The sequence below is a fragment of the Streptomyces sp. UH6 genome (assembly GCF_013421635.1).
Lineage (GTDB): Bacteria > Actinomycetota > Actinomycetes > Streptomycetales > Streptomycetaceae > Streptomyces > Streptomyces abyssomicinicus.
The window spans coordinates 1-7,184 of record NZ_JACADT010000230.1 but is presented as its reverse complement, the minus strand read 5'-3'; the positions used below and the strand labels follow the sequence as shown (position 1 = coordinate 7,184).

Sequence of the window (7,184 nt, the reverse complement as noted above, 5' to 3'; positions counted from 1 at the left end):
CCCAGGGGAACGGCCAGGCCGCCTCCACCGCGCCGGAGCTCCCCGTCCTCCCCAAACGACAGCCGCGGGCGCCCCGCCGCCACGCCGCGCCGTCGCCGCAGGCCCCCGCGCCCCTTCCCGACCCCGAGACGTTCACCGCGGACCTGGGACGGGTGATGGACACCCTGATGGAGGGCTACGGCGACGGCACGAACGACTTAGGAGCCTGAGATGTCCGAGTACACGCACGTCACCGCCGACACCGTCGACATGACCCCGCAGCTCAACACCCTTCTCGGCGACGGTGTGACCGGCGCCGTGCTGTTCTCCAGCGACGGGATGATGCTCACCCACACGGACGGGATCCCCCGGGACACCGCGGAGAAGCTCAGCGCGGCCTTCAGCGGGCTGGCCTCGCTGCACACCTCGGTGTTCCTGGAGTTCTCCGGGAGCCGTCCCGAGCAGATGCGCATGAAGTACAACATCATCGACTTCACCGAGATGACGGTCGCGGTGCTGTCGGCCGGGCGGAACACCGGTCTGGCGGTGGCCGTGGAGGGCGACCGCTCGCCCAGGGTCCAGGCGGCGATCGGCAAGAGCCTCAAACTCATCAAAGGGCTGGGCTCCTACCTCGAGGCCCGGGAACGGCAGCTCACGACCGGGCAATGAGCGGCGGACCGGCGGGCAGCGGGCACACACGCCGTGGCGTGGTCCGCTCCCACACCGTCATCCCCCTCGCGCAGGACATCGTCTCCGGCGAGGTGGACGGTACCGGCGTGCCCGAGGCCCCCGAGCCCCCGCGGCTGCGCACCGACCACGCCACCCTCCTCTCGCTCGCCCCGTCCGCGCCGCGGGCCGGGCTGGGCGTGCAGGCCCACCGGGTCCTGGCGCTCTGCGCACCGGGCGTGGTGTCGGTGGCCGAGGTCGCCGCGCATCTGGAGATGCCCGGGGGCGTGGTCCGCGCCCTGGTCGCCGACCTGGTGGCGCGGGGAAACCTGCTCGCGGCCGACCCGTTCGTCCCGCAGGCCCAGCCGCACGAGAAAGAATTCCTGGAACGGATACTCGATGGCCTTCAGAAGCTCTAGCCGGCCGCACTACCTGCCACCCGGATCCACCTCCGTGAAGATCGTGGTCCTCGGCGCCTTCGGGGTCGGCAAGACGACGCTCGTGGAGACGGTCTCCGAGATCCGGCCGCTGCGCACCGAGGAACGGCTGAGCCAGGCGGGGCAGGTGATCGACGACCTGCCGACCGCCGCCAAGACGACCACCACGGTCGCCATGGACTTCGGGCGGCGCACGCTGGCCGGCGGCATCGTCGTCTACCTGTTCGGAGCGCCCGGCCAGCCCCGGTTCGCCGACATGATCCGCTCCCTGCTCAACGGCGCGCTGGGCGGCATCGTCCTCCTCGACACCCGGCACGTGGACGCCTGTTACGAGTCGATCGGCCTGCTCGAGGAGGCCGGGCTGCCGTACGTCATCGCCATCAACGACTTCCCGCAGGCGCCGGTGTATCCCGAACCGGTCCTGCGCGACGCGCTGAGCCTGCCCGACGACCGGCCGTTGATCCGGATCGACGCGCGGGCCCGCGAATCCGCGAAGCAGTCCCTGATCGCCCTGGTCAAGGACGTCCTCCGGCCCAAGGAGATCCAGGTGCCATGACGACTTCCGCGCACGTCCCCCGACTTCACGGCACCGCCCTCGACGAACAGGACGTCTACGCCCGTCTGCGGTCGCAGGGCCCGGTGGCCTGGACGGAGATCGCCGACGGCATCCACGCGCTGGTGGTGACGGGCTGGCAGGCTGCCCGGGAGGTGCTGACCGGCCCGGACTTCCGCAAGGACCCGGCCCACTGGGAGGCGCTGAACCGCGGCGTGGTCCCCTCCCGGCTGACCTATCTGGCCACGCCCGGACTGCACCACAGCGACGGTGAGCGCCACGAACGGCTGCGCCGGGCGGTGGGCGACTGCCTGGCCTCCGTCAACCTGCACGCGGTGCGCGAGACGGTGCAGCGGCACGCCCGGGACCTGATCGAGGACGTCGCCGCACGCGGCCACGTCGACCTGATGGCCGAGTACGCGGACCGGGTGGTCGCCCGGACGATGACCCAGCTGGCCGGCCTGCCGCTGCGGGAGGCCGACCGGATCCGCGCCGCGACCGACCGGCTCGCCGACGCGGAGCCGGACGCCACCACCGCGTGGTGGGACCTGTACGGCATGGTCCAGGAGGTGCTCGACGCCAGAAGGGAGCGCCCGACAAGGGACTTCACGTCCTGGCTGCTGGCGCATCCGGCGGGCCTCACCGACGACGAGGTGTGCCACCAGGTGATCGCGCTGATCATCCTGGGCGCGGCGCCCACGGCGGCGTGGATCGGCACCACCCTGCACGCGCTGGTCGCCGACCCGGCCTACGCGACCCGGCTGATCGGCGGTTCGGTCACCGTGCGCGCGGCGCTCACCGAGACGCTCTCCCGCCGCTGCCCGGCCGCCACCATGTCGGCCTACTACGCCGTGCGGCCCACGGTGCTGCACGGCGTGCAGGTCCCCACCGGCGTCCCCGTCCTGATCCACCACGCGGCCACCGGGGTCGACCCCGACCGCCCGGGCGACGGCGGCGCGCACGACCGCAGCCATCTCGCCTGGTCCGCGGGGGTCCACCAGTGCCCGGCCCCCGGCCTGGCGACCACCATCGCGGAGGCCGCGACCGAGACGGCCGTCGACATGCTCTGGGACCTCACCGCCCCGATCACCGCGGTCGCCCGGCGGCCCAGCCCGTTCCGCGCCTGCCCCGCCCACGTCGGCGTGCTGTTCTCCACCACCCGCAAAGGCCGAAGAAACCTTTCGACGTGGCGTGACGGACGCGCGACACGCCCCACCGATGAGGAGTGACAGGCACATGTTGACCGTCCGAGATCTACCGGCCTTCCCCGAGTTGGGCATCACCGCCTGCGAGGTCGGGGACGACCGCGAGGTGCACTGCGCGCAGGTCCTCTCCGACACCGACTGGATCCGCTCCAGCATCGGGCACGCGCTGATCGTCACGCACGGCCGCTACCTGGAGGACCCCGAACGCATCATGTACACGTTGTCGGCGGGCGGCGCGGCGGCGCTGGTCGTCTCCGGGGCGGCCCCCGACACGCTCGACCCCGCCCTGCGGGAGACGGCGGCCCAGCACCGTCTGCCGCTGCTCACCACGTCGCACTCGCTCAGCGACTGGAAGGCGCTGCTGACGCACCGGGTCGCCGAACTCAGTGTCGTCGCCGCCCGGCGCCATGCCGCGCGGCTGGGCACCCTGCTCGACCAGCTCGCCCATCCGCAGGCCGACGCCGTCGCCCGGATCGCCGAGTACCTCGCGGCCGAACTGCCCGGCAGCGTGGTCGTCCGCGACTCCGGCGGAGTCCGCGCCGCGGCCCCGCCCGCCGCTCCCGTGACCCTGGCGGCCGCGCTGGAGCACCCGGACCGGCCGCGGCAGATGGTCGAGGGGCTGTACGTCTCCTCGGTGCCGCTGGGCGGACAGGGCGCCCTGGTCGTCGGCACGCCCGGTCCGCCGGGGCAGGCCGAGACCGAACTCACCACCTGCGCGGCCAAGGTGCTCTCGGTGGCCATGCCGGGGCGGCGGCGCTCCGACGACCTGGTGGTCTCCGACGCCGTCCGCCAGGTGCGGCTGTCCGCGTTCCAGCTGCTGATGACCGGGCACGCGGTCGACGCCCAGCGGGTCACGGCGTCGATCATGCCGGGGCTGCTGGACCCCACGCACGCCCAGGTCTACGTCACCGACTGCGGCCGGGCGGGGCGGGCGCTGGTGATGGCGCAGGCCGACCGGCTCTTCGCCGGTCAGGCGCTCTCGGTCGCCTGCCCGGCCTTCGACAACCACATCATCAGCGTGGTGCCGCTGGTCGAGGAGCAGGAGCACGAGCACACCGTGCGGCATCTGCTGGACGTGTTCCGCACGGCGGGGGTCCACATCGGCGGCAGCCAGCCGCATCCGCTCAAGCAGGTGGGCGACGCCTACGACGAGGCCCTCGCCGCGCTCACCCGGGCCTCGCACTACCCGGAGCGGATCGTCATCGCGTCGCCGCGTCCGCCGGGCCTCGCCGACGTCCTGCCGGCCGGGCCCGCCCGGTCGTGGGCGTCCGCGCTGCTCCAGCCGATCCTCAGCACCGCCCGCATACGTCAGCTCGAACTCACCGCCATGGCACTGGAGTTCCGTACCACGGCGGCGTCCAAGGTGCTCGGCATGCACCGCAACACCCTCGCCCGGCGGGTCACCCAGACCTGTGAGGCGGTGGGTCTCGACCCGGAGCGCACCATGCACCGGATCGCGCTCTCCCTCGCCATCCAGGTGGTGCGGATGTACGGCACCGGGAGCACCGGGGAGCCCGGCCCGCCGGCCACCCTGCACGACCTCCTGACCGGTCCGGAGGTCCGGGCGTGGGCCGACAAGACGCTGCGGCCGCTCGCCACCGACCGGCGTGACCTGGTCCGCACCCTTCGGTCCTGGGTGACCTGCGAGTTCCACGTCGACCAGGCCGCGGCCCGGGTCGGCATCGCGCCGAAGACCGTGCGCGCCCACATCCAGGCCGCGGAGCACCTGCTGGAGCGGGACTTCATCACCGGCATCCCCCAGGACCTGATGGAGGACCACGGGGAGCACCGGCTCAGCGGCATCCGGCCGCTGACCTGTGCCATGTACGCGACCACCCCGGCAGGGGAGCCCTATCCGGCCCTGACGACGACGGCGGCGACGGCACCGCGGCCGGCGAACGCGTCCCCGTGGCCGCTGGAGGTGTCATGACGGGCGGACCGGGGAGCGAGCTGCGGATCAAGGAGCTGATGGAGCGGCTGCGCTGGCACGCCGAGCACGTGGCGGCGGCCTGTGCCGCGCGCGACCGGCTGATGCTCCAGGCCCGGTACGAGGGCGCCGGTGCCGAGGAGGTACGGGAGGCGGCCGGTCTGAGCCCCGACCGGGCGCGGGCCCTCGCCCTGGCGTCCGTCGTGCCGTCGCGGCTGTGGCCCGGCGCGCATCTGCGCGTGCCCCCGCAGTTGCTGGCCGAGGACGAGGTGCTCCGGTCGGCGCTGACCGGGCTGTACGCCCGGCTGGTGGGGGTCGTGCCGCCGGAGGAGTGGAGCAGGGAGGAACTCGAGGAGGAGCTCATGGTCGGCGTGGCTCCGCGGATGCCGGTGGGCCACCACTGGCGGCTCGGCGTCGACGACGTCAGTGGCTGTTTCGCGTACGGCGTCTGGCCCGGGCCCGCGGGATGACGAGGGCGGGCCCGGTCACCGCGACCGGGACCCGCGGGGCGTGCGCCCTCCGGGGGGGGCGTACCGTCCCACGTGCGGACAGGGCGGTACGCCGCCCGGGGGCGGACACGACGAGGGCCACGGCACCGCTCTCACACCGCGAGGAGCCCCCGCTCGGGCCCCTGCGGGACCGTGCGGGCCACGTGGGCCAGGCGGACGGACCAGGAGCCCTTGCCCTCCCCCAGTGCCGTCTCAGCCAGCCGCAGGTACTGGACGTCGGACGTGCCGGCCGGGGCGAGGATGTGGAACGCGTCCCGCACGTGCCGTTCCACCCCGCGGTCGGTGAACAGCCCGGCCGCCGCGTGGATCTCCATCGCCTGCCGGGCCGAGGTGATGGCGTACTCCGCGTTGACCGCCTTGGCGCTCATCATCTCCTCGTCGCACGGCATCCCGTGGTCGAGCAGACTCACCGCGTGGTAGAGGGCGGTCCTCGCGGTCATCAGACGCGACTGCATCTCGCCCAGCTTGATCTTGATGTTGGTCAGGTCCTTCAACGGCCTGCCGTAACGGATCCGTTCCGCGCAGAAGGCCGCGGTCTCCTCGACCACGGCCTGGTGGATGCCGAGCGACACGGCGGCGAGGTTCGGTCTGCCGTAGAGCGTCGAGGAGGAGTAGGCGACGTCCAGCCCCTGGCCCTCCTCGCCGAGGCGGTGCGCGGCCGGCACCCGGACGCCGTCGAGGACGATCTCCCCGAAGGAGAAGCCGTGGAGTCCCATGGACTCGCGCTGCGGGACGAGCCGGACTCCCGGCCGGTCCGCCTCGACCAGGAAGGCGGTCAGCCCACGCGACCCCCGCCCGGTGCGCACCACCACACCGTGGAGATCGCCCACATGGCTGTTGCCCACGTAGACCTTGCGTCCGTCGAGTACGTAGTCGCCACCGTCGCGGACCGCGCTGGCGGCCATTCCGAGGACGTGTCCGCCGGAGCCCGGCTCGGTGACGGCGATGGTGGGCAGACAGGCGCCCCTGGCGATCCGTGGCAGCCAGGCCGCGCGTTGCGCCGCGTCGCCGAAATGGATGATCTTGGCGACGCCGAGAATGCTCGCCTGGGCCATCGCGCCCATCGCCCCGCAGACCCGGGAAAGCTCCTCGATGATCACCGTCTTGCCGAGATGACCCACACCCATGCCCTGGTACTCGCGGGATATCGTGGCGCCGATCCAGCCCTGTTCGGCGATCATGCGCGACAATTTCCGGCCGACCTCGGCGACGATCCTCTCCGCCTCCAGTTCGGCAATGCGGGGTCGTATCTCGGCCTCGGCGAACTCCCGCACCCTGCTCCGTAATACGTCGTGCGCGGCGGTACCGAAAAGATCCACGTGGAGACCCCCTGTTCCCGTTTTCCCCGCGCGTCCGGAGCGGCGCGGAAGCCACTTGTCGGCCAATTGACGCCCCATCCAACAGCCGACTCCCTCATGCTCCAACGTTCACACGCATCCGCCTAGACAGCCGTTCAGACTTGGCCGAAACACATACGACGCCGCCCGCCGAGGCATATGCCGTTCCCATGCATGATCGCGCCTTCCCACCCTTTCCGACCTGCGCCGAAACCTCTTCCGCCATTCGCCGAAATGCAGCGGAAGCGCCGCCACGGCCACAAAAACAGTTCGTCAAAACCATTCGACGGCAACACGCCGGTGACGCTTTTCGATCGGTGCGCGAGAGTGTCTCTGGCAATTGCGCAAGACGCTACATCCCGCCAACCGTTTCACGCGCCTTTTGCGCCCCGGCGCGCGCCCGAACGAGACGGTCCATTCCCGGGCCATGCGGCGGATCCCCGGGAAAAGCGGGTCATTCACCGTTCAACCACCACCCCGGACCGCGCACGCCGGCGTGCGATCCGGTCACCCGGGAGGACGCCGGACGGCCGAAGGCCCCCCGTGGGCCGACCGCGCCCGCCCGGCGCGA

8 protein-coding genes are annotated in these 7,184 nt (G+C 72.3%); 7 read left to right on the top strand and 1 reads right to left on the bottom strand.

What is annotated here, in order from left to right:
• The 7 genes from HW445_RS13800 to HW445_RS13770 all read left to right on the top strand — a co-directional run.
• Positions 1 to 209 (top strand): hypothetical protein (locus HW445_RS13800; RefSeq protein WP_218956950.1); only part of this gene is annotated, 209 nt, incomplete at its 5' end.
• A gap of 1 nt (position 210) precedes the next feature.
• On the top strand, positions 211 to 648 hold the full coding sequence (locus HW445_RS13795; RefSeq protein ID WP_180221316.1) for a roadblock/LC7 domain-containing protein: 438 nt from the start codon (positions 211 to 213) through the stop codon (positions 646 to 648).
• The gene (locus HW445_RS13790; protein WP_180221315.1) at positions 645 to 1,064 is read left to right on the top strand and encodes a DUF742 domain-containing protein; all 420 of its coding nucleotides are present in this window, start codon (positions 645 to 647) and stop codon (positions 1,062 to 1,064) included. Before HW445_RS13795 ends, HW445_RS13790 begins: the two co-directional genes overlap by 4 nt.
• A 34-nt stretch (positions 1,065 to 1,098) precedes the next feature.
• Positions 1,099 to 1,638 (top strand): ATP/GTP-binding protein, encoded by a 540-nt coding sequence (locus HW445_RS13785; protein WP_308799082.1) that lies wholly within the window; start codon positions 1,099 to 1,101, stop codon positions 1,636 to 1,638.
• A complete protein-coding gene (locus tag HW445_RS13780; RefSeq protein ID WP_180221313.1) occupies positions 1,635 to 2,864 on the top strand; it encodes a cytochrome P450 in 1,230 nt (409 codons plus the stop codon). Before HW445_RS13785 ends, HW445_RS13780 begins: the two co-directional genes overlap by 4 nt.
• Before the next feature lie 7 nt (positions 2,865 to 2,871).
• Positions 2,872 to 4,770, top strand: a complete 1,899-nt coding sequence (locus HW445_RS13775; RefSeq protein ID WP_180221312.1) for a helix-turn-helix domain-containing protein — start codon at positions 2,872 to 2,874, stop codon at positions 4,768 to 4,770.
• Positions 4,767 to 5,237 (top strand): hypothetical protein, encoded by a 471-nt coding sequence (locus HW445_RS13770; RefSeq protein WP_180221311.1) that lies wholly within the window; start codon positions 4,767 to 4,769, stop codon positions 5,235 to 5,237. The genes HW445_RS13775 and HW445_RS13770 overlap by 4 nt, the downstream gene beginning before the upstream one ends.
• Before the next feature lie 131 nt (positions 5,238 to 5,368).
• Here HW445_RS13770 and HW445_RS13765 read toward each other — a convergent pair whose 3' ends face one another.
• Positions 5,369 to 6,595 (bottom strand): acyl-CoA dehydrogenase family protein, encoded by a 1,227-nt coding sequence (locus tag HW445_RS13765; RefSeq protein ID WP_308799079.1) that lies wholly within the window; start codon positions 6,593 to 6,595, stop codon positions 5,369 to 5,371.
• Positions 6,596 to 7,184: the final 589 nt, after the last annotated feature.

Excerpts from the sequence above, each read along its gene's own strand:
- HW445_RS13780 (WP_180221313.1), top strand. The coding sequence starts at position 1,635 with ATGACGACTTCCGCGCACGTCCCCCGACTTCACGGCACCGCCCTCGAC.
- HW445_RS13790 (WP_180221315.1), top strand. The coding sequence starts at position 645 with ATGAGCGGCGGACCGGCGGGCAGCGGGCACACACGCCGTGGCGTGGTC.
- HW445_RS13770 (WP_180221311.1), top strand. The coding sequence starts at position 4,767 with ATGACGGGCGGACCGGGGAGCGAGCTGCGGATCAAGGAGCTGATGGAG.
- HW445_RS13795 (WP_180221316.1), top strand. The coding sequence starts at position 211 with ATGTCCGAGTACACGCACGTCACCGCCGACACCGTCGACATGACCCCG.
- HW445_RS13775 (WP_180221312.1), top strand. The coding sequence starts at position 2,872 with ATGTTGACCGTCCGAGATCTACCGGCCTTCCCCGAGTTGGGCATCACC.